Genomic DNA, 20,849 nt, shown 5'->3' on the forward strand with positions numbered 1-20,849 from the left:
TCAGGCCTGAAGCTGCTGCGCGAGGTCGTGCATGGCCACGCGCAGCAATTCGATGGCGGTCGTCAATGCCGCTTCGGGCTCATCGTCACGGCAAGCCTGTTCGAGCACCCGACACGCCGAAACCACGCGTTCGGCACCGATCATGTGCGCCCCGCCTGTGACGTGATGCGCCAGATCACGTAAATCTGCGCGATCACTTTTACGGCCCGAATCATCCAGACGCTTCAGGTCGATGCGCAGACTATTCAGTACTTCCTCACGCAATTGCCCGATCAGCGGGTTGTCCGCACCCGCCAGTTGCAACAGCGCACTCAGATCGAATTCGGCCACTGCCGGATCGTCTACGCTCTCGACTGGCGCTCCCCCGGATGCGGCGGCCATCAGCGCCTGGCTCAATTCACGCAGCAGCACCGGCTTGAACAGGCAATCGTCCATCCCGGCCGCCCGGCATCGCTGCTTCTCTTCCATCTGCGCATTGGCGGTAAATCCGAGGATCAGACAAGGCGCCCTGCCCGTCGCGGCCTCTTCCTGACGCACCGCTCGCGTCAGCTCGTAACCGTTGAGCCCCGGCATGTTGCAGTCGGTGATCAGTGCATCGAAGGCGTGCCCGCGCCAAAGCGCCAGCCCCTCCTCACCGCCACCGGCGTCAACGGCACGATGCCCGAGTTCACTCAACTGCCGACACAGCAGCAGGCGATTCACCGGATGGTCATCCACCACCAGCACGCTCAGCGAATTAACCATCGTCGCCGCTGGCGCCGGCGCAGCCTCTTGCGCAAGCGGCGCCAGCACCGGCAGTTCCATTCGCAGCATGACCTGAGTGCCCCTTCTCGGTTCGCTGGTCATCCACAAATCACCGCCCATCATCCGGCACAGGTTGCGGCTGATCACCAGCCCCAGACCAGAACCGCCATGCGCCACAGACTGATGATCGCCGACCTGCACAAACGGGCGGAACAACCGCTGCTGATCCTCGGCGCTGATCCCTCGGCCACTGTCTTCGATGATCACGCCCGCTTCAATCAGCCCGTCCTGTTCGCCGAACACGCGCAGGCGCAGGCTCACCTCGCCGTCCTCGGTGAACTTGATTGCATTGCTCAGCAGGTTCGACAGCACTTGTTTGAACCGCAGGGGATCGAGCATCACCACGACGTTGCTGCGCTCATCCATTTCTACATGCCACAACAATTGTTTCTGCCGGGCCAGGCCTTCGAAAATCCGACACACCGACGCCACCACTTCATGCAGATTGACGCGCTCGGGGGCCAGCGACAGATGCCCGGACTCGATGCGTGCGATGTCGAGAATATCGCCGATCAATGCCAGCAGTTGCTGCCCGGCGCTGGACGCCACCTCGATCGCCTGGCGATCGGTCACGCCTTCATCGGCACGCTTGAGGGCCAGTTCGAGCATGCCGATCAGGGCGTTCATCGGTGTGCGGATTTCATGGCTCATGGTCGCCAGAAACGTGCTCTTGGCGCGATTGGCTTCATCGGCTGCGTCCTTGGCCTCCTGCAATTGCCGTAGCCATTGCTGGCGCTGGCGGATCTGCCGACGCTGAAAGCCGATCCAGCCCAACGCCAACAGCAACAGCCCTGCCGCCACTGCAAACCCGCGCAGTATTTGCGTTTGATGACGCTGCCAATAGCTGTCTTGCAGCACCACGTTACGACTCCAACGCGCGACCAGTCCGTCGATTTCCTGGGGTGCGATGCTCAGCAGTGCCTTGTTCAGAATCGATTGCAGCTGCGGGGCCTCAAGCGACGTCGCCATGGCAACCCGCGCCGGCAAATCACCCAGCGTGGAGACAATCCGCAAACGATCGCGGTACTGGTGATCGATCTGGTAGCGCGCCACCAGCAACGAACTCAATGTCGCGTCAGCCTTGCCGTCGAGCAGCGCCTGCGTGCCGTCGGCCGGACTTGGCAACTCGATCAGGCGGATCTGCGGCACGTTCTCCAGCAGATAATCGTGCAACGGACTACGGCGATAAAGCGCCAGACGTTTACCCGCCATGTCGTCCAGACTGCGCGGAGCCTGCGCCTTCGAGTCGGTAATGAGCACAAAGGGGCTGTTCACGTACGACCGAGTGAACAGCATTGCAGTTTCGCGCTCGCGGCTCGGTGTCATCACCGGCAACAGGTCCAGCTCACCGCTTTTGAGCTGCTCGACCTGATGATCCAGAGTTTGACCGCGCACCACCTCGAAGGTCAGGCCGCTGCGCTGACTGATCAGGTTGAGCAATTGAGCGGCCAGACCACTGAAACGGCCATCGGCGTCAAAGTATGTCAGCGGGGCAAAATCATCGACAGCGCCGACCCGTATCACCGGATGCTGATCCAGCCATTGTTGCTCGCTGTCGCTCAGGCTCACCCGCGACTGCGCCGCCATGTCGGCGCGACCGGCGCTCCAGCGCAGCTCCATGGCCAGGCGCTGCTCCATGGGAATGGCCAGCAGGGCCTTGTCGACCAGACGTTTCAAACGCGGGTTGCTGCGGGCCAGGGCAAAGCCGAAAGGGTTGGCATCAAGGCCCGAAGGCCCGGCCAGTTGCAAGTCGTTGTGAAAATGGGTGTTGATCAGGTAACTGGCGCTGATGAAGTCGCCCAGGTACAGATCATCCCGACCGAACGCGACAGCGCCGAGGGCATCGAGAATCGATCGATAACGCTGCAGGGAAGCTTGCGGGTAAGCCTCTTCGATGGTCGAGGCTGGCAGGTAGTCGTCCACCATGGCAATGCGCTTGCCAGCCAGATCGCCAGGCAACGGATTGTCGATCCGAGTGACCCACATCGGCTGATCTTCAGCGTAGGCACGGGACAGCATCAGGCGAGGATTAGCGTCTTCAAACTTGTTCGACGTGCCCAGAAGGTGCACTTTACCAGCCACGAGCGCAGCCATGGCGCTTGCGCGGTCGGGATAGCACCAGACTTCGACGCCGATGTTCAAAATCTGTGCAATCGCGTCGGCGTAATCGGCCGTAAGACCTTCCAGTTCATGGCGTTTGCGGGTCAACTCAAACGGCGGGTAATCCGGCCAGGAGGCGCCGATGCGCAATACCGGGTTGGCGCTCAGCCACTGTTTATCCTGCTCATCAAGGCGGACCTGCACGCCTTCCAGACGGGTGCGGGAGACTATTTCCAGCCTTTGCGCGCTAGTCGCCGCCTGCGCTGTGCCCGCAAGCAGCATCAGCAGCAGGACGCATCGCAAAAGGCTCATCATGGGGATCCTCTCAGAGCAAATGGTTGCGAATGGCAAACTCTCGCAGTACCACCGACGACTTGATCCCGAGCTTGAGCATCAAGCGGGTCTTGTAGGTGCTGATGGTTTTGTGACTTCGGTTCATATCCTCGGCAATCTGCTTGTTCGATATGCCTCGCGCCAGCTCTATCAGGATTTGCAACTCGCGATCGGACAGCGACGCGATCAGCTTGCCTTCATCACTGTGCAACTCAGTCTGCCCTGCGGTGACGTTCGGCAAGTCCAGGAAATAGCTATAGCCCGCGCGGACAGCCTTGATCGCACTCTGCAGCTGCTGCAATTCGGCGGATTTGGTGACGAAGGCCATCGCACCGGCTCGCCGGCAACGCATCAGAAATTGATCGGGATTGGCAGTGGAGAAAACCACGACTTTACAGGACAGTCCGACTTTCTTTAGGTGCTCCAGCGTTTCCAGGCCACCCGGACCTGGTAAGTTCAGATCGAGCACCATGAGATCCGGCTCGTGTAAACGGACCAACGACACCACCTCACTACTGTCCGAGGTGACATAAACCGGCTTGTAGCCGAGCGACTCCAGAACCAGGCGAACGGCACTGACCACAACGGGATGATCATCGACGATCAATGCTGAACCCATGAACACTCCCGGGGCGAATACATGACATGACGCCACCGATCTTGCATGAACGGGACTATTGGTAGCTGCGCCACAACTGTTACACGCTGTGCACGTTGCTTCACCTGTCAGATCTGACAGTTGTGCGCCAGACCGATCTGTGATCGAACACGCGAAGAGCGCCCAAGCGATGCCTCGACTGAGGTCATCAACTGCTCGATGGCTCGGATGGATGGCAACGGCGCAGGACTGGTGATGATCTTTGCCCCGAATTGCCGGGGAACACCTGAAGAATCCGCCGGCTCACCATAGACCAGCGCCCGCCGGATTTGCGGATGGTCAAACAGGAAACCGCGAAGATCCGCGATCCCGACCGCCAGTTCGGCGTTGATCACCAGGACATCGAACGGCTGACAGCCGTAGTCGACCAGCGTCAGCAGTTCGGCAAGGTTTTGCACCGGTGCAATACGGTAGTAATCGAGGTCGTTGAACATTCGTTCGATCTTCATCCGGTGAAAATGCTGCGGGTCGGCGATCAGGATGCGCAGGGTCTTGTCGGTCAACGTGGAAGTCCGGGAAGTTGCTTCAAGTGGCGGCAAGACTACCCAAGCGCCGAGGCGCACTCTGTAGGACTTTTCCGAAAAACACCGTCATTCATCCGCATTGAACGCTTTATTCCGTAGTGCTCGGACTCCAGAAAGCCTGCACCACCAGGCTTGAAGTGGAAATCCGCTTCACCAGTGCATCCAGCTCATCGCCGTCCACCGAAGTGGTCGCCAGCGTCGCTTCGATCTCGATTTCATCGGCCCCGAAGGCGTGCACATCGACGTCACTGGCCGGGTAGTTGCTGCGTTCGAGCTCGGCTTCAAGCAAGGCGAACACGGCCGTTTGCTGCGAACGCCGGGCGATGACGTAGACGATGTTGGTGACTTCCGCCGAGACCACATCGAGCGGCTGACGGTTGATGTTGTTGACGATCGGCCGCAGCAAGGTATTGGCGGCGAGCACGAACAAGGTGCCCAGCACCGCTTCGGCCAGCAGGTCGGCACCGGCGCAGGCGCCGACGGCCGCCGAGGTCCAGAGCGTGGCGGCGGTGTTGAGGCCGCGCACGTTGCCCTCTTCGCGCATGATCACCCCGGCACCGAGAAAGCCGATGCCGGAGACCACATACGCGACCACCCGGACCGCGCCTTCGGCACCGGCGAGACGGTTGGCCATGTCGACGAAAATCGCCGCGCCGACCGCCACCAGCACATTGGTGCGCAAGCCCGCCGTGCGTTGCCGGTACTGGCGCTCGAAGCCGATCAGGCCGCCGAGGATGAACGCCGCACTGAGGCTGACCAAAGTGTCGAGCAATGAGGTGAGGTTGAGATTGTTGATCGCTTGCATGTCGAACTCCTTGAAACCGCCCCCCTTGCTCCCACAAGGGGGGAATCTTGCCTGTTACTGCCAGCCGAAGCGGCGGATGTAGAAGCCTTTGACGGCCTGGGTCAGTGCCATGTACGCCAGCAGGATCACCGGCAGGAACACGAAGTACATCGACGGCAGCGCCTGCAATTTGAAGTAGTGCGCCAGCGGCCCCATCGGCAGGAAGATGCCCACGGCCATGATGATTCCGGTCATCACCAGCAACGGCATGGCCGCGCGGCTTTGCAGGAACGGAATCTTCGGCGTGCGGATCATGTGCACGATCAGCGTCTGGGTCAGCAGCCCCACCACGAACCAGCCGGACTGGAACAGGGTCTGGTGATCCGGGGTGTTGGCATCGAACACGTACCACATCAAGGCGAACGTTGTGATGTCGAAGATCGAACTGATCGGACCGAAGAACAGCATGAAGCGCCCGACATCGCCCGGCTGCCAGCGTTGTGGCTGTTTCAGCATCTCGTCGTCGACGTTGTCGAACGGGATCGCAATCTGCGAAATGTCATACAGCAGGTTCTGCACCAGCAGGTGCATCGGCAGCATAGGCAGGAACGGAATGAACGCGCTGGCCACCAGCACCGAGAACACGTTGCCGAAGTTCGAGCTGGCGGTCATCTTGATGTACTTGAGCATGTTGGCGAAGGTCCGGCGCCCTTCCAGCACGCCCTCCTCCAGCACCATCAGGCTCTTCTCCAGCAGGATGATGTCGGCCGCTTCCTTGGCGATGTCCACTGCGCTGTCCACGGAAATCCCGATATCTGCGGTGCGCAGCGCCGGGGCGTCGTTGATGCCGTCGCCCATGAACCCGACCACGTGACCATTACCCTTGAGGATGCGCACGATGCGCTCCTTGTGCGAAGGCGTCAGCTTGGCGAACACGTTAGTGGTTTCCACCGCCACGGCCAGTTCAGCGTCGCTCATGCGCTCGATGTCGTTGCCCATCAGCAGGCCTTGCTGGGCCAGGCCGACTTCGCGGCAGATCTTGGCGGTCACCAGCTCGTTGTCGCCGGTCAGCACTTTCACCGCCACGCCGTGTTCGGCTAGGGCCTTGAGTGCCGGGGCGGTGCTTTCCTTCGGTGGATCGAGAAACGCCACGTAACCGATCAGCGTCAGTTCCTGCTCGTCGCCCAGGCTGTAAGTGTCACGCCCCTCCGGCATCGACCGTGCTGCCACTGCTACCACGCGCAAGCCTTCAGCGTTGAATGCTGCGGTGACCTGACGGATTTTCGCCAGCAATTCATCGCTCAAGGCTTCGTCGACTTCACCGTGACGCACCCGGCTGCACACCGACAGAACCTCCTCCACCGCGCCCTTGCAGATCAGTTGATGCGGCTGGCCGCGCCCTTCCACCACCACCGACATGCGCCGGCGGTTGAAGTCGAACGGGATCTCGTCGACCTTGCGAAACGCCGTGCCAACCTTCAGCTCACGGTGGATTTCCACATGTTCCAGCACCGCCACGTCGAGCAGGTTTTTCAGGCCGGTCTGGTAATAGCTGTTGAGGTAGGCCATTTCCAGCACGTCATCGGAGTCTTCGCCCCAGACGTCGACATTGCGCGCCAGGAAGATCTTGTCCTGGGTCAGGGTGCCGGTCTTGTCGGTGCACAGCACGTCCATGGCGCCGAAGTTCTGGATTGCATCCAGTCGTTTGACGATGACTTTCTTGCGCGACAGGAACACCGCGCCTTTGGCCAGCGTCGAGGTGACGATCATCGGCAGCATTTCCGGGGTCAGGCCCACGGCAATCGACAGCGCGAATAGCAGCGCTTCGGTCCAGTCGCCCTTGGTGAAACCGTTGATGAACAACACCAGCGGCGCCATGACAAACATGAAACGGATCAATAGCCAGCTGACTTTGTTCACGCCTTGCTGGAACGAAGTCACCGCGCGATCAGTCGCCCCGACCCGCTGTGCCAGCGCACCGAAATAGGTGCTGTTGCCGGTGGTGAGAATCACCGCCACCGCCGTCCCTGACACCACGTTGGTGCCCATGAACAGGATGTTGTCGAGTTCCAGCGGATTGCGCGTGTCGCGATCGGCCTGACGCGGGAATTTTTCCACCGGCATCGATTCGCCGGTCATCGCCGCCTGGCTGACGAACAGATCCTTGGCGCTGAGCACCCGGCAATCGGCAGGAATCATGTCGCCGGCCGAGAGCACGATCAGATCGCCGGGCACCAGTTGCTTGATCGGCAGTTCAGCACGCGGCGCATCCCGGCGCAGCACGGTGGCGGTGTTGCTGACCATCGCCTTGAGCGCGTCGGCGGCCTGGTTGGATTTGCTTTCCTGCCAGAAGCGCAGCAGCGTCGACAGCACCACCATCGAGAAAATCACGATGGCGGCCTTGAGGTCTTCGGTCAGCCACGAGATCACCGCCAACAGGGTCAGCAGCAGGTTGAACGGGTTTTTGTAGCAGTGCCACAGATGGGTCCACCATGGCAGCGGTTGCTCGTGTTCGACTTCGTTGAGGCCATGCTGCGCGCGCAGCACATCGACTTCGAAATCGGTCAGACCGTCGGTGTGGGTGCCGAGGTTCGACAGCAGCACGCCGCTGTCGCAATGGGCGGCGTCCACCAGTGTATTGGCGAGAGTCGGCGGCACTTCACGGCTGACCGTGGTGTCGTTGAGGGTTTCCAGCAAGGCCAGGCGACGGAAATGCCGGGCGATGTGGCGGGTCCGCAGGAAGCCTGCGAAAAATTCCTTGAGCGTAAGTTTCATGGCTGTTGCCCCTATGGTCAGCCGGGAAACCGTCGAGCAGGTACGTCCTCGTCTCGGGCACCGGAAAACCGGCACGGCAAGGCGTGGCGCGCCGGTCAGAAAAGACAGGCGTGTCGATAGGGCTGCAAATGACGACGATAAAGTCGACTTCACAGGCTTTTCAGTGTCGATGAGAAGGACGTCGGGACATGACCGGGACCGGTCATGATCGGGATGCCGCTGCTCGCTGTTCGGCGAGACAACGGCACAAAGGAATGCGCGTTATCTTGCCGAGAATCCGCCGGTTACAAGGACCGGCCGACAACTGTCACTCGAACAAGTACCCACTGTGGGTCTCCGCTATTGATGAAAACGCGCGAAGCTTACGCCCCGATGTCTGGAGAGTAAACCCGCAAAAGGAAGTGTGTCGGGGAATGTGGCGGGTGTTCAGGAAGGGTTCAGGATTGCCCCCGAGATCGCCGAGATCGTTCCCACGCTCTGCGTGGGAATGCAGCCGGGGACGCTCTGCGCCCCATTGGAACGCGGAGCGTCCCTTGAGGCATTCCCACGCAGAGCGTGGGAACGATCAGTGTGGAGGCTGAAAGGATACTTAGCTGGCAGTCGCCAGCAACAAGTCCATCACCGAACGGCTGTGCCCACGGTTCTTGCCATGCTCATACAGCGAGCCGGCAATCTCGTCCGCGCGGACCGGCAGGATCGACAGCAACGTATCGCTCAGACCGTGGCTGGCCTGGCAGAAGCCCTGCATGTACAGACCGGCCTTGCAGCGCTCGTCGGTAATCAGCCGGTAATTGCGGTCGACCTCGAAATCGCCCAGGTATTCCTCCAGCGGCGCCAGCAGTTTGCGATGCATCTGACGCTCGTAACCGGTGGCCAGCACGACCGCGTCGTAGGCACGCACGGTGACTTCGCCGGTGGCGTTGTTGCGCACGGTCAGTTCGATACCGCGCTCGGTGGCGGTGGCTTTCTCGACCGTGGTCAGAGTGCGGAACGCATGGCGCGCAACACCGGAAACCTTCTGGCGATAGAAGATGCCGTAGATGCGCTCGATCAGGTCGATGTCGACCACCGAATAGTTGGTGTTGTGGTACTCGTTGACCAGACGCTCACGCTCGCTGCTCTTCTGCTGGAAGATCAGGTCGGTGAATTCCGGCGAGAACACTTCGTTGACGAACGGGCTGTCGTCCGCCGGTTTCAGGGCCGAGCCGCGCAGGATCATGTCGACCTGTACCGACGGGAACGAATCGTTCAAGTCGATGAAGGCTTCCGCCGCGCTCTGGCCGCCACCGATGATCGCGATGCTCATCGGCTGGTTGTTGTTGCACGGCTGCTTGGCCATCTCGGCCAGGTATTGCGAGTGATGGAACACCCGACCGTCGCCCTTCAGTGCCTTGAACGCCTCGGGAATGCGCGGCGTACCACCGGCGCTGACCACCACCGAACGCGCGGTGCGCACGAATTGCTGGCCTTCGGTATCACGGGAAATCACCCGCAGCGCTTCGACCTGATGGTTGTGCAGCACCGGCTCGATGGTCAGCACTTCTTCACCGTAGCGGCTCTGCTCGGTGAACTGCGCGGCGACCCAGCGCAGGTAGTCGTTGTACTCCATGCGGCAGGGGTAGAAGGTGCCGAGGTTGATGAAGTCCACCAGACGGCCGTGGTGCTTGAGGTAGTTGACGAACGAGTACGGGCTGGTCGGATTGCGCAGGGTCACCAGATCCTTGAGGAAGGAAATCTGCAACTCGCTCTGGGTCGACAGGGTGTTGCCGTGCCAGCTGTAGTTGGGTTGTTTGTCGAGAAACAGAACATCCAGTTCCCCCTGGGTCGGGCCGCGCTCCTGCAGAGCGATGGCCAGCGCCAGGTTCGAAGGGCCGAAACCGACGCCGATCAGGTCGTGAACGATGGGCGATGCAATTGCCTGTGTCATTTCCAGTGTCCTCTGGACGAAAAGCCTGAGTGACCTGACCGGCCTTGAGCAGGACAGCAGATCGTCTGTTGAGTAGGAACGAGGACAGTGAAATAAAATTTAACGACGACGGCTCAATGGGCGTCCCATTGTTTGATGCGCAGGCGGCAATGCTTCATGGCGTTGACGATGTGCTTTTCCACCAGAGCCTTGGAAATCCCTAGGTGTTCGGCAATCTCGGGGTGCGACAGACCTTCGATCTTGCGCAGCAGAAAACTTTCGCGGCACAGCGGCGAAAGTTCTGCCAGGGCACGCTGAAGCATCTCCAGGCGCTGACTGTGGTCGAAGGTACTGTGAGGGGACGGAGTGAAATAGCGTTCTTCGCTGTCGAGCACATCCAGTGATTCAACCTGACGCAGGGCATTGCGCCGATGGTCGTCGATTACCAGATTGAGCGCGGTGCGGTAGAGGAAAGCCCGGGGTTGCTCGATCGGCGTGTCGCTGGAGCGCTCCAGCACCCGCACATAAGCGTCATGCACCACATCTTCGGCGACCTGGCGGTTGCCGAGCTTGGCGTTCAGGAAACACACCAATTCGCGATAGTAGTTTTCCAACATGACTCCCGGCCGCGTGGGGTGCGGTTTCTGTCCTTGAGCCCGATCCTGACCGCCCAGTGGGCAGTAGCAAGATAGTGGCAAATTGAGGGGCGTAATTTATAGTAATTCTCATATAGATTTAAAGTAGTGATTCTCTTCACCAGACAAATAGTCCTGCCGGGCAACCTGTAACTTCGTGTGTGAGCACTTAAATTCCCTTGCGCATTCATCGTTTACAGGACAGCTCCCCGTGTCTGTCGTGCCTTGCGACAGCGTTCAGCGACCCACCGAACCTGTTCACCTGCTGAACGACGGGCCGAATTCCACTGGCCGGAACCCTGCATGAAACGTCCCCGCCCCGCCCGACGCGCCCTGTTCGTTGCCCTTTGCCTGATCCCTGTCATCGCTGTTGCTGCATGGCAGGTGTTGCCGCCGGGCCGCGAGACCCTCGCCACCGTTCAAGTGACACGCGGCGATATCGAAAACAGCGTGACTGCACTCGGCACCCTGCAACCGAGGCGCTATGTGGATGTCGGTGCCCAGGCGTCCGGGCAGATCCAGAAAATTCATGTCGAGGCCGGCGATGTGGTCAAGGAAGGCCAGTTGCTGGTGGAAATCGACCCGTCCACGCAAAAGGCCAAGCTCGACGCAGGCCGGTTCTCCATCGAGAACCTCAAGGCGCAGTTGCAGGAGCAACGCGCCCAGCATGAGCTGGCGCAGCAAAAGTACCAGCGCCAGCAAAAACTCGCCGCCGGCGGCGCCACCCGCGAGGAAGACGTCCAGACCGCCCGGGCCGAAGTGCGCGCCACGCAGGCGCGCATTGACATGTTCCAGGCGCAGATCCGCCAGGCGCAAGCCAGTCTGCGCAGCGACGAAGCCGAGCTCGGCTACACGCGCATCTATGCGCCGATGTCCGGCACGGTGGTGGCGGTAGGCGCCCGGGAAGGCCAGACGCTCAACGCGCAACAGCAGACCCCGCTGATTCTGCGGATCGCGCGGCTCTCCCCGATGACCGTGTGGGCCGAAGTCTCCGAGGCCGACATCGGTCACGTCAAACCGGGCATGACCGCTTACTTCACCACCCTCAGCGGCGGCAGCCGTCGCTGGAGCAGTACCGTACGGCAGATTCTGCCGGTGCCGCCGCGCCCGCTCGAACAGAGCCAGGGCGCCAGCCCCACCAGCGGTCGCAGTGGCAGCGAACGAGTGGTGCTTTACACGGTATTGCTGGATGTCGATAACGCCGATAACACCCTGATGACCGACATGACCGCCCAGGTGTTCTTCGTTTCGCAGCAGGCACAAAACACCCTGACCGTGCCCACCGCCGCCCTGCAACACAGCGCTCGCGCGGACTGGCAACTGGCGCAGGTGGTCGCCGCCAATGGCGAGGTTCAATCCCGGGAAGTCCGTACCGGCATCCGCGACCGCTTGCGCACGCAGGTTCTTGAAGGACTTGTCGAAGGCGATCATGTCCTGAGCAGCCCGGCCACTGGCAACGGAGGCTGAATGCAAACGCCCCTGATTGACCTGCGGCAGATCCGCAAAGCCTATGGCGGCGGCGACAGTCCGCGGGTGGAAGTGCTGCGCGGCATAGATCTGTCGATTCATGCCGGCGAATTCGTGGCGATCGTCGGCGCGTCCGGTTCCGGCAAATCGACACTGATGAACATCCTCGGCTGCCTCGACCGACCGACCAGCGGCGAATACCTGTTTGCCGGTGAAGAGGTCGCGCGGCTGGACACCGACGCTCTGGCCTGGCTGCGACGCGAGGCGTTCGGCTTCGTGTTTCAGGGCTATCACCTGATTCCGTCCGGTTCGGCCCAGGAAAACGTCGAAATGCCGGCCATCTACGCAGGCACACCGGCCGCCGAACGCCACGCCCGAGCCCATGCGTTGCTGACTCGCCTGGGCCTTGCCGGGCGCACCGCCAACCGCCCGCACCAACTCTCCGGCGGACAGCAGCAGCGGGTATCGATTGCCCGTGCGCTGATGAATGGCGGTCATATCATTCTCGCCGACGAACCCACCGGTGCACTCGACAGCCAAAGCGGCGCCGAAGTCATGACCCTGCTCGATGAACTGGCGGATCAGGGCCATGTGGTGATTCTCATCACCCACGACCGCGAAGTTGCGCAACGCGCCAAGCGCATCATTGAGATCCGCGACGGCCTGATCATCAGCGACACCGCCGATCCGTCATCGCCCCCCTCGCCCGCCTCCGGCTCCGGTGCGTTGCAAGCTGTGGATCTGCGTGAGCGCCTGAACACCGGCAGCACCCAGACCGGCGCCTGGAAAGGCGAATTGGTGGACGCCGTGCAAGCGGCCTGGCGGGTGATGTGGGTCAACCGCTTTCGCACTGCACTGACCCTGCTGGGCATCGTCATCGGCGTCGCGTCCGTGGTGGTGATGCTGGCGGTGGGCGAAGGCAGCAAGCGCCAGGTGATGGCGCAAATGGGCGCCTTCGGCTCCAACATCATTTACCTCAGCGGCGCCGCCCCAAACCCGCGCACGCCACCGGGCATCATCACCCTCGATGACGTTGCCGAACTGGCCGCCCTGCCCCAGGTGGAGCGCATCATGCCGGTCAACGGCTCGACCGCCGGCGTGCGCTTCGGCAATGCCGACCACACCAGTTACGTGGGCGGCAATGACACCAATTTCCCGACCATTTTCAATTGGCCGGTGGTCCAGGGCAGCTACTTCACGCAAGCCGACGAGGACAGCGCCGCTGCCGTGGCGGTGATCGGCACCAAGGTTCGCGACAAGCTGCTCAAGGATGTCGCCGATCCCGTCGGTCAATACATCCTGATCGAAAACGTACCGTTCCAGGTGCTCGGAGTCCTCGCGGAAAAAGGCTCCAGCTCCGGCGACTCGGACAGTGACAACCGGATCGCCGTGCCCTACTCCGCCGCCAGCATGCGCCTGTTCGGCAGCCGCAATCCCGAGTATGTGGTCATCGCCGCGCGGGACGCCCGCAAGGTCAAAGAGGCTGAGCAAGCCATCGAGCAATCGATGCTGCGCCGGCACAACGGCAAAAAGGATTTCGAGCTGACCAACAACGCCGCCATGATTCAGGCCGAGGCGCGAACCCAGGGCACGCTGTCGCTGATGCTCGGCGCGATCGCCGCCATTTCCCTGCTGGTGGGCGGCATCGGCGTGATGAACATCATGCTCATGACCGTGCGCGAGCGCACCCGGGAAATCGGCATCCGCATGGCCACCGGCGCCCGCCAGCGCGACATCCTGCGCCAGTTCCTGACCGAGGCAGTGATGCTCTCGGTGGTCGGCGGCGTTGCCGGGATCAGCCTGGCGATGCTGGTCGGTGGTGTGCTGCAACTCAGCGGCGTCGCCATGGCGTTCCAGTGGATCGCGGTGTTCGGCGCCTTCGGTTGCGCGCTGGCCACCGGCGTCATCTTCGGTTTCATGCCTGCCCGCAAGGCCGCCCGGCTCGATCCGGTCAAGGCCCTCACCAGTGAATGATCGACCTATGAAAGCCCACCTGACACTTCTCGCCGCCAGCGTTTTGCTGGCGGCGTGCGGCAGCCCCGCGCCACGCCCCGACAGCGGCCTGCGACCACCGCCCGCCTGGCAATCGCCCGAACATCCCGGCGCCAGCCAAAGCGATCGACAATGGTGGACGCATTTCGGCAGCACGGAACTCGATCATCTGATCGAACAGGCCCGACTGGGCAGCCATGACCTGGCCGCCGCCGTCGCCCGAGTGAGGCAGGCGCAGGCCAGCGCGACAATCGCCGGTGCGCCGCTGCTGCCCGAGGTCAAGGCCGGGCTGAATGCCAATCGCCAGAAACTCCTGCACGGCAAAGGCTACAGCCAGCTCGACGTGAACCCCGACAACCGCTCGCTGGATTACTACGACGCCGAGTTGAGCGCCAGTTACGAAATCGATTTCTGGGGCGGCAAACGCGCCGCCCGGGACAGCGCGGTGTTCGGTGTGCAAGCCAGTGAATTCGACCGTTCAACGGTGGAACTGACCCTGCAAAGTGCCGTCGCCAATAGCTACACACAGGCCCTGGCGCTGCGCGAACAGGCGCGGATCGCCGAACTCAATCTGACCAATGCGCAAAGCGTTCTGCATCTGGTGCAGACCCGCTACGACGCCGGCAGCGCCACCGCGCTGGAACTGGCCCAGCAGAAAAGCCTGGTCGCCGAACAACAGCGCAAACTGCCGTTGGTGCAACAACAGGCCCGCGAGGCGCTAATTACCCTGGCCGCGCTGCTCGGCAAACCGGTGCAGGAGCTGCCGACACCCCGGCAGGCATTTGCTCAACTGCAATGGCCGGACATCGCCAGCGGCGTGCCCAGCGACCTGCTGCAACGGCGCCCGGACATCGCCAGCGCCGAAGCCAGACTGGCCGCCGCCCAGGCCGATGTGACCGTCGCCCGCGCCGCCATGCTGCCCAAGGTTACGCTGACCGCCAGCCTCGGCACCGGCGCCGACCTCGCATCGGATCTGCTGCGCACGACGTTCTACAACCTGTCGTCAGGTCTGGTGGCACCGATCTTCAACAATGGCCGCCTGCGTGCCGAACGCGACAAGGCCACGGCGCGCCAGGAAGAATTGCTGGAGGCATATCGCGGCGCAATCATCAATGGCTTTGCGGACGTGGAAAAAGCCCTGACGAGCATTCGCGGCCTCGATGAACAGCGTCAATGGCAAGGCGAGGAACTGCGCCAGGCACAGACCGCGTTCGATATCGCCCAGAGCCGCTATCAGGCCGGCGCCGAGGATCTGCTGACGGTGTTGCAGACTCAACGCACGCTGTATGCCGCCCAGGACATGAACGTGCAGCTGCGGCTGTCACGCCTGCAGGCCAGCATTGCGCTGTACAAGGCGCTGGGCGGGGGCTGGCAAGTCATCTGAACAGCGCTTTGTTCAAGGCAAAAAAATCGCAGCCCGACACTGCGATTTTTTTTGCCTTCAGAGTTGTCGCCCCTTGACCTTCAGATGCCTGGCGTACCACGGCCGCTGCGGCACTTTGCGGAACAGGTCGGCCATGTTGTCTTCATCGCCGAACGTGATGCGCAATGCCAGCTTCATGGTCTCCGGGTCCATCTCCACCGAACGTCCCGCCTGAAGGCCGGGAACGGTGCTGCAACCATGGGTGTCCGGGCCGAGCCACGGATCATCGACCTCGACCCAGCGCCCCGGTGCAAACCATTGGACGCCATTGACTTGCAGGCGGCTCACTTCACCTGGATGAAAGCGTTCGTGAGCGCGATACCAGTCTTCGATGCGGTCGTCGATCCAGCCATGGAAACGCCAGAACACCGGGTTCACATGGGAGGAAAACGGATCGCCGAGAAAATCGTTTTCCGGGGCATACCAGCGCGCCGCGAAGTCAGCCTGATCCCGGGCCATCGGCACCGGAATATCGTTGGACGGATCACGGGCCACCGATGCCCAGCGCATGTGCAGCCAGTCGTGCAGGCCCAGCTCGACTTCCGAGCCGAACTGGCCGAGCGTCAGCTTCGAGAGATAGCGCGGATCGGTGTACTGCGATTCCCAGACCTGGAAGTTGCTGTGGTAGGTCTCGGCCGTCTTGATGTCGCTGACCCACTGTGTGTATTCGTCATCGCCTTCCGTCAGCCAGGTCGGCGGCAAGGCATCGCCGTCGTGGTTGTCGAAGTAGCGGGCGAACCCCAGACGATCACGCTCGAGCTCCGGTTGCGGCGCGGGGAATTTCAACCAGGACGGCAAGTCCTGCATTGAGCGGGCGGTGCCCAGCATATGCCGGTGCATGAAGAAAAAGTCGATGCCCGAGCCGTTGCGATCCTTGCGCGGACCGCGCGCATCACGCTCCTTGTAACGCGGGCCGGGTTGCCAGCCGATGCCGCGCAACGCATCGCGTTTTTTCTCGGACAGTTTGTGCCACTTGTCCCGCGAGGCATGCCAGAGCTGGTGAAACAGGCGATGCTCGGGCGACACCAGCCACGCCAGCAAGGTCGGGTTCAAACCGGTTCGCTCACGAGCCTCGGGGAAACGGCGTTTGATGGCGATGAAACGGTTATCGAGCTCCGGCAGACCCAACGGCCGATCCAGGCGCAGCACCTGACCGGTGAACGTGCCGCTACCGGCATTGCCGAAGGCTGCCCAGACTTCGTCCAGTTTGACATCGAGCTCGTAGACCGCTGGCGCCTGTGGCTGGTCCGGGCGCATCAGACGCCAGTACAACTGCGCGCCATTGCCCGAGACCAGATCGCCAATGACGTCATAGCGGGGCAAACCGTCGCCCCGCAACCGCGCGCCGGTGTCGAGACAGCCGCGCAAGCCGCGCCCGCGCTGGGCAATATCGAGAAACAATTCCAGGCCTTCACGGGGCAGGCCGTCGAGTCCGGCATCGGCGCCCGTGAAACGGATGTCCCAGACACCGCGCAGGTTGTCGGCCAACTGCTGGCCGGCAGTGTCCGCCAGATCCACCGTGGCCTCGCCCGGCGTGATCGGCTCCTCCTCGCGGGTCAGCTCACGATGTGCATAAAAAGCGGCAGGCAGCGCAGCGCCCGTGAGTGCCATGCCCGCCATGAACCAGCGTCGAGAGATCGTCATTGCCCTACCTGTGTCAGCCATGAAGCAGGCTTTATCCAAGCTAGAACGTTTGCTGGTGCGACAAATTTATCGCCTGCCCGAAAAGATCTCCGAACGCCCGGACCGCGTTCGCGCGTTCTTTTGTCGCGTCGCTAAATTGTTTGCCTCCCCAGTCGTTCCTCCCAGATAGCAAAGGCCCCTGCGCCTGTACCTCGACGGCGAACCTGAATGAGATGGCAATGACAAAACCGCGTTCGAAAAAGGCTCTATACATCGGCCTGCCGCTGGCCTTGGCGATCAGCGCCGGCGCAGGCTTTCTGGCCTGGGATTACTGGTTCAGGGACAACCCCGGCTACCCGGTCAAGGTGATGAAACAGGCCACCGAACTGCAGGAGCGGATCCTGTCGTTCGACAGCCACATCACCGTGCCCTTGAGTTTCGGCGCCCATGGCAATGAAGCCGACAAGGACGGCTCCGGGCAGTTCGACCTGATCAAGGCCAACCGTGGACGGCTGTCCGGCGCGGCGCTGACGGTGTTCGGCTGGCCGGAGATGTGGAACGGCCCGAACGCGCCGCACCGGCCTACCGACGGTTTCGTCGAAGAGGCCCGCAATCAACAGGAAGTGCGCTACAAGATCATCTCGGGCCTGGTGCGCGACTTCCCCAATCAGGTCGGCATCGCCTATACCCCTGACGATTTCCGCCGCCTGCACGGCGAAGGCAAGTTTGCGATTTTCATCAGCATGCTCAACGCCTACCCGCTGGGTAACGACCTGAGCAAACTGGACCTGTGGGCCGGTCGTGGCATGCGCATGTTCGGCTTCAGCTATATCGGCAACAACAGCTGGGCAGACTCCTCGCGCCCGTTGCCGTTTTTCAATGATTCCCCGGATGCGCTGGACGGCCTCTCGGACATCGGCAAACAGGCCGTGCACCGCCTCAATGACCTGGGCGTGATCATCGACGTCTCGCAGATGTCGACCAAGGGCCTGGAGCAGGTTGCGCAACTGAGCCGTACACCGCTGGTGGCTTCGCACTCCGCGCCGAGAGCGGCGGTGGACATTCCGCGTAACCTAAGCGACAAGGAACTGCAGCTGATCAAGAACAGCGGCGGCGTGGTGCAGGTGGTCGGTTTCTCGCAGTACCTCAAACCGCTGACCCAGGGCACCCAGGACAAACTCAACGCCCTGCGCGCCCGCTTCGATCTGCCGCCTCTGCCGAACCTGGCCATGGCGCTGATGCCGGGCGACCCGATCATCACCGCCTGGTCGGAACAGAAACTCGGTCAGTACGCCAGCGGCCTGTACGGAATTCTCGAAGAGGAACCGAAAGCCACCCTGAAGGACTTCGGCGACGCCATCGACTACACCGTGCGCAAGATCGGCATCGACCACGTCGGCATCTCTTCGGACTTCAATGACGGCGGCGGAATCAAGGGCTGGGAAAACGTCGGCGAGATCCGCAACGTCACCGCCGAACTGATCCAGCGCGGTTACTCCGAAGCCGACATCGCCAAGCTGTGGGGCGGCAACTTCCTGCGGGTCTGGGATCAGGTGCAGAAAGCCGCCAAACCTGCCCTGATCTCCCGTCAGGACACGACCCGACCATGACTGACCGCCGCACTTTTCTGAAGCAGGCCGGCGTACTGGCCGCCGCCCTGCCTCTGGGCGTCAGCCTGGCTGAGCCGGCCCGCGCCGCCGCTTCGCCGCAGGACAAATGGTTGGCCTTGCGCGGGATGTTCGAACAGGATCCGGACGCGATCCACTTCGCCAACTTCCTGGTGACATCGCACCCAAGGCCCGTGCGCGAGGCTATCGCTCGCCATCGTGAGGACATCGACCGCAATCCGGGCCTGGCGATGGACTGGGATCTGGGCGTCACCGAACAGCGCGAAGAGAACGTGCGGGTCTGGGCCGGCCAGTACTTGCAGGCCAGGCCGAGCCAGATCGCCCTCACCGGCAGCACCACCGAAGGTCTGGCGATGATCTACGGCAGTGTGCACGTACGCCCGGACCAGGAAATCCTGACCACGGTTCACGAGCATTACTCCACCCGCAACATCCTCGACTTCCGCACCGCCCGCGACGGCACCCGGGTGCGCAAGCTCACGCTGTTCGAGAACCCGCAAAGCGTTTCGACGGATCAGGTGCTCGACACCATCAATCGCAACATCCGCCCCGAAACCCGCGTTCTCGGCATGACCTGGGTGCACTCGGGCAGCGGTGTGAAACTGCCGATTGGCGATATCGCCCGCCTCGTCGACGAACACAACCGAAACCGCGACGACAAGGACCGGATCATTTACGTGGTCGACGGCGTGCACGGTTTTGGTGTCGAAGACCTGAGCTTCCCGCAGATGAACTGCGATTTCTTCATCGCCGGCACGCACAAATGGATGTTCGGCCCGCGCGGCACCGGCATCGTCTGCAGTCGCAGCGACGAGGTGAAATACGTCAGCCCCAGCGTGCCGACCTTCTCCGAAGCCACGACCTTCGCCAAGACCATGACGCCCGGCGGCTATCACGCCTTCGAACATCGCTGGGCGGTGGACGAGGCGTTCAAGCTTCACCTGCAACTGGGCAAGGCCGACGTGCAGGCGCGCATCCATCAGCTCAACAGCTATTTGAAGCAGCGCTTGCTGGAACAGCCGAATGTCGAACTGGTGACCCCGGTCGATCCGGAGTTCTCTGCCGGTTTCAGCTTCTTCCGGGTCAAGGGCCGTGACAGCGATGACATCGCCGCCCGCCTGATGAAACACCGCGTGGTCTGTGATGCCGTCAGCCGCGACGTCGGCCCGGTGATCCGGACCGCGCCCGGTCTGCTCAACACTGAAGCCGAAGTGGACCGTTTCCTCGATTTGCTGGGCAAGACGCTGCGCGCCTGACCCCTGCGCCCCGGTTTCCTTTAAACAGAGACGACTCATGAAAAAGCCTCACGCCTCAATCACCTTCAAGGCATTGCCCGCCCTGGCCCTGACCGCCCTGTGCGCGGGCCTTCTGCCGGGCGCCGCCGTGGCAGCCACCCCGCCGGCCCCCGGCAAAGTGTTCAAGGACTGCAAGGACTGTCCGGAAATGGTGGCGTTGCCAACCGGCAGTTACACCATGGGCACACCGGACGACGAAGTCGGCCGCGAGCCCGACGAAGGCCCGCGCCACGAAGTGACCTTCACCCGACCGTTCGCCATCAGCCGCTTTCAGGTGCTGGTCGGCGAGTGGGATGCGTATGTCCGCGAGACCGGCGCCAAGCCCTATGACTTCGATGATCGCCCGGGCCGCCGCTGCACCGCCGGCAAGCCCGAGTTCAAACAGACCAAACGCGACCCGGCCGTCTGCATGAACGTGGCCGAAGCCCAGGGCTACATCGACTGGCTGTCGAAAAAGACCGGCCACCGCTATCGCCTGCCGAGCGAGTCGATCCGCGAATACGCGGCCCGTGGCGGCAGCACCGGTTCGTTCCCCTTCCCGTTCGACGAAGGCAGCGACTACCAGATTTCCAAACACGCCAACACCTACGGCGCCGCCGACGGTTACAACTTCACGTCCCCGGCCGGCACCTTCCCGGCCAACGCCTTTGGCGTGTACGACGCCCACGGCAACGTCTACGAATGGACGGCCGACTGTTATCACAAGGATTACTCCGGCGTACCCAACGACGGCCGCCCATGGGTACAGGAAAACTGCGAACGCCAGATCATGCGCGGCAACGACTGGGGCGAAGCACCGGTGTTTTCCCGTTCCGGCAACCGCAACAGCAGCTGGCCGACCAGCAAGGGCGACTGGCTGGGCTTTCGCGTAGTGCGCGACCTCTGAACCCGACTGTCAGCGA

14 protein-coding genes are annotated in these 20,849 nt (G+C 62.1%); 6 read left to right on the forward strand and 8 right to left on the reverse strand.

The features are described 5' to 3' along the window. From GQX66_RS18020 to GQX66_RS18050, 7 genes are all read right to left on the reverse strand, one after another. Entirely contained in the window at positions 1-3,219 is a 3,219-nt protein-coding gene (locus GQX66_RS18020; RefSeq protein WP_240870261.1) for a transporter substrate-binding domain-containing protein, read from the reverse strand. 10 nt (positions 3,220-3,229) lie between these two features. Further along, positions 3,230-3,856, reverse strand: coding sequence for a response regulator transcription factor (locus GQX66_RS18025; RefSeq protein ID WP_240870263.1), 627 nt, complete (start codon positions 3,854-3,856; stop codon positions 3,230-3,232). Positions 3,857-3,963: 107 nt separating this feature from the next. After that, complete coding sequence (locus GQX66_RS18030; RefSeq protein ID WP_240870265.1) at positions 3,964-4,398, reverse strand: chemotaxis protein CheY; 435 nt, start codon at positions 4,396-4,398, stop codon at positions 3,964-3,966. A gap of 109 nt (positions 4,399-4,507) precedes the next feature. Further along, entirely contained in the window at positions 4,508-5,224 is a 717-nt protein-coding gene (locus GQX66_RS18035) for an MgtC/SapB family protein (RefSeq protein WP_085607898.1), read from the reverse strand. 54 nt (positions 5,225-5,278) lie between these two features. Further along, on the reverse strand, positions 5,279-7,978 hold the full coding sequence (gene mgtA, locus GQX66_RS18040; protein WP_129973121.1) for a magnesium-translocating P-type ATPase: 2,700 nt from the start codon (positions 7,976-7,978) through the stop codon (positions 5,279-5,281). A gap of 589 nt (positions 7,979-8,567) precedes the next feature. Beyond that, positions 8,568-9,905, reverse strand: a complete 1,338-nt coding sequence (locus GQX66_RS18045; protein WP_240870270.1) for a SidA/IucD/PvdA family monooxygenase — start codon at positions 9,903-9,905, stop codon at positions 8,568-8,570. Positions 9,906-10,018: 113 nt separating this feature from the next. Continuing rightward, positions 10,019-10,501 (reverse strand): sigma-70 family RNA polymerase sigma factor, encoded by a 483-nt coding sequence (locus tag GQX66_RS18050; RefSeq protein ID WP_085747855.1) that lies wholly within the window; start codon positions 10,499-10,501, stop codon positions 10,019-10,021. Between the two features lie 321 nt (positions 10,502-10,822). On the opposite strand from GQX66_RS18050, the gene GQX66_RS18055 reads away from it, so the two are divergent. Genes GQX66_RS18055 through GQX66_RS18065 form a run of 3 tightly spaced genes read left to right on the forward strand, consistent with a single transcriptional unit; the run spans position 10,823 to position 15,362 of the window. Beyond that, complete coding sequence (locus GQX66_RS18055) at positions 10,823-11,986, forward strand: efflux RND transporter periplasmic adaptor subunit (RefSeq protein WP_240870271.1); 1,164 nt, start codon at positions 10,823-10,825, stop codon at positions 11,984-11,986. Next, a complete protein-coding gene (locus GQX66_RS18060) occupies positions 11,987-13,960 on the forward strand; it encodes a MacB family efflux pump subunit (RefSeq protein ID WP_240870272.1) in 1,974 nt (657 codons plus the stop codon). Positions 13,961-13,967: 7 nt separating this feature from the next. Next, positions 13,968-15,362: an efflux transporter outer membrane subunit gene (locus tag GQX66_RS18065; RefSeq protein ID WP_240870274.1), complete on the forward strand. Its 1,395-nt coding sequence runs from the start codon at positions 13,968-13,970 to the stop codon at positions 15,360-15,362. Between the two features lie 57 nt (positions 15,363-15,419). Here GQX66_RS18065 and GQX66_RS18070 read toward each other — a convergent pair whose 3' ends face one another. After that, a complete protein-coding gene (locus GQX66_RS18070; RefSeq protein WP_240870276.1) occupies positions 15,420-17,045 on the reverse strand; it encodes a PvdJ/PvdD/PvdP-like protein in 1,626 nt (541 codons plus the stop codon). A gap of 218 nt (positions 17,046-17,263) precedes the next feature. Here GQX66_RS18070 and pvdM point away from each other — a divergent pair, with 218 nt between their 5' ends. From pvdM to GQX66_RS18085, 3 genes are read left to right on the forward strand one after another with little or no spacing between them, the layout of a single operon-like run. Further along, complete coding sequence (gene pvdM / locus GQX66_RS18075) at positions 17,264-18,634, forward strand: pyoverdine-tailoring dipeptidase-like protein PvdM (RefSeq protein ID WP_102717686.1); 1,371 nt, start codon at positions 17,264-17,266, stop codon at positions 18,632-18,634. Then, positions 18,631-19,908 (forward strand): aminotransferase class V-fold PLP-dependent enzyme, encoded by a 1,278-nt coding sequence (locus tag GQX66_RS18080; protein WP_085747861.1) that lies wholly within the window; start codon positions 18,631-18,633, stop codon positions 19,906-19,908. The genes pvdM and GQX66_RS18080 overlap by 4 nt, the downstream gene beginning before the upstream one ends. A 37-nt stretch (positions 19,909-19,945) precedes the next feature. Then, positions 19,946-20,833 (forward strand): formylglycine-generating enzyme family protein, encoded by an 888-nt coding sequence (locus GQX66_RS18085; protein WP_240870278.1) that lies wholly within the window; start codon positions 19,946-19,948, stop codon positions 20,831-20,833. The last annotated feature ends 16 nt before the right edge of the window (positions 20,834-20,849 follow it).

This window comes from Pseudomonas sp. B707 (assembly GCF_022496685.1).
Classification (GTDB): Bacteria; Pseudomonadota; Gammaproteobacteria; order Pseudomonadales; family Pseudomonadaceae; genus Aquipseudomonas; species Aquipseudomonas paraglycinae.

Excerpts from the sequence above, each read along its gene's own strand:
- GQX66_RS18020 (WP_240870261.1), bottom strand. The coding sequence starts at position 3,219 with ATGATGAGCCTTTTGCGATGCGTCCTGCTGCTGATGCTGCTTGCGGGC.
- GQX66_RS18025 (WP_240870263.1), bottom strand. The coding sequence starts at position 3,856 with ATGGGTTCAGCATTGATCGTCGATGATCATCCCGTTGTGGTCAGTGCC.
- GQX66_RS18035 (WP_085607898.1), bottom strand. The coding sequence starts at position 5,224 with ATGCAAGCGATCAACAATCTCAACCTCACCTCATTGCTCGACACTTTG.
- mgtA (WP_129973121.1), bottom strand. The coding sequence starts at position 7,978 with ATGAAACTTACGCTCAAGGAATTTTTCGCAGGCTTCCTGCGGACCCGC.
- GQX66_RS18045 (WP_240870270.1), bottom strand. The coding sequence starts at position 9,905 with ATGACACAGGCAATTGCATCGCCCATCGTTCACGACCTGATCGGCGTC.
- GQX66_RS18050 (WP_085747855.1), bottom strand. The coding sequence starts at position 10,501 with ATGTTGGAAAACTACTATCGCGAATTGGTGTGTTTCCTGAACGCCAAG.
- GQX66_RS18055 (WP_240870271.1), top strand. The coding sequence starts at position 10,823 with ATGAAACGTCCCCGCCCCGCCCGACGCGCCCTGTTCGTTGCCCTTTGC.
- GQX66_RS18060 (WP_240870272.1), top strand. The coding sequence starts at position 11,987 with ATGCAAACGCCCCTGATTGACCTGCGGCAGATCCGCAAAGCCTATGGC.
- GQX66_RS18065 (WP_240870274.1), top strand. The coding sequence starts at position 13,968 with ATGAAAGCCCACCTGACACTTCTCGCCGCCAGCGTTTTGCTGGCGGCG.
- GQX66_RS18070 (WP_240870276.1), bottom strand. The coding sequence starts at position 17,045 with ATGACGATCTCTCGACGCTGGTTCATGGCGGGCATGGCACTCACGGGC.
- pvdM (WP_102717686.1), top strand. The coding sequence starts at position 17,264 with ATGACAAAACCGCGTTCGAAAAAGGCTCTATACATCGGCCTGCCGCTG.
- GQX66_RS18080 (WP_085747861.1), top strand. The coding sequence starts at position 18,631 with ATGACTGACCGCCGCACTTTTCTGAAGCAGGCCGGCGTACTGGCCGCC.
- GQX66_RS18085 (WP_240870278.1), top strand. The coding sequence starts at position 19,946 with ATGAAAAAGCCTCACGCCTCAATCACCTTCAAGGCATTGCCCGCCCTG.